Origin of the sequence: Aliivibrio sp. S10_S31, from assembly GCF_014694495.1 — a bacterium.
Classification (GTDB): Bacteria; Pseudomonadota; Gammaproteobacteria; order Enterobacterales; family Vibrionaceae; genus Aliivibrio; species Aliivibrio fischeri.
Map to the genome: position 1 here is coordinate 1 of NZ_JAAUWR010000064.1, position 1,469 is coordinate 1,469.

Here is a 1,469-nt window from a genome sequence, read left to right on the forward strand (position 1 = left end):
AATCTATCGTTTAAGGAGGTGATCCAGCCCCAGGTTCCCCTAGGGCTACCTTGTTACGACTTCACCCCAGTCATGAACCACAAAGTGGTGAGCGTCCTCCCGAAGGTTAAACTACCCACTTCTTTTGCAGCCCACTCCCATGGTGTGACGGGCGGTGTGTACAAGGCCCGGGAACGTATTCACCGTAGCATTCTGATCTACGATTACTAGCGATTCCGACTTCATGGAGTCGAGTTGCAGACTCCAATCCGGACTACGACGCACTTTTTGGGATTCGCTCACTATCGCTAGCTTGCAGCCCTCTGTATGCGCCATTGTAGCACGTGTGTAGCCCTACTCGTAAGGGCCATGATGACTTGACGTCGTCCCCACCTTCCTCCGGTTTATCACCGGCAGTCTCCCTGGAGTTCCCACCATTACGTGCTGGCAAACAAGGATAAGGGTTGCGCTCGTTGCGGGACTTAACCCAACATTTCACAACACGAGCTGACGACAGCCATGCAGCACCTGTCTCAGAGTTCCCGAAGGCACTAAGCTATCTCTAGCGAATTCTCTGGATGTCAAGAGTAGGTAAGGTTCTTCGCGTTGCATCGAATTAAACCACATGCTCCACCGCTTGTGCGGGCCCCCGTCAATTCATTTGAGTTTTAATCTTGCGACCGTACTCCCCAGGCGGTCTACTTAACGCGTTAGCTCCGAAAGCCACTCCTCAAGGGAACAACCTCCAAGTAGACATCGTTTACGGCGTGGACTACCAGGGTATCTAATCCTGTTTGCTCCCCACGCTTTCGCATCTGAGTGTCAGTGTCTGTCCAGGGGGCCGCCTTCGCCACTGGTATTCCTTCAGATCTCTACGCATTTCACCGCTACACCTGAAATTCTACCCCCCTCTACAGCACTCTAGTTCACCAGTTTCAAATGCGGTTCCGAGGTTGAGCCCCGGGCTTTCACATCTGACTTAATGAACCACCTGCATGCGCTTTACGCCCAGTAATTCCGATTAACGCTCGCACCCTCCGTATTACCGCGGCTGCTGGCACGGAGTTAGCCGGTGCTTCTTCTGTAGGTAACGTCAAATGCTGCAGCTATTAACTACAACACCTTCCTCCCTACTGAAAGTACTTTACAACCCGAAGGCCTTCTTCATACACGCGGCATGGCTGCATCAGGCTTTCGCCCATTGTGCAATATTCCCCACTGCTGCCTCCCGTAGGAGTCTGGACCGTGTCTCAGTTCCAGTGTGGCTGATCATCCTCTCAGACCAGCTAGAGATCGTCGCCTTGGTGAGCTCTTACCTCACCAACTAGCTAATCTCACCTGGGCTAATCTTAGCGCGAGAGGCCCGAAGGTCCCCCTCTTTGGTCCGAAGACATTATGCGGTATTAGCTATCGTTTCCAATAGTTATCCCCCACACTAAGGCATATTCCCAGGCATTACTCACCCGTCCGCCGCTCGACGCCCTTAACGT

The 1,469-nt window shown here is 52.9% G+C and carries 1 rRNA gene; it reads right to left on the bottom strand.

Features of this window, described 5'->3' with window-relative positions:
* Positions 1-11 precede the first annotated feature (11 nt).
* Positions 12-1,469: ribosomal RNA gene (locus HC728_RS19540) — 16S ribosomal RNA — on the bottom strand; the annotation flags it as partial.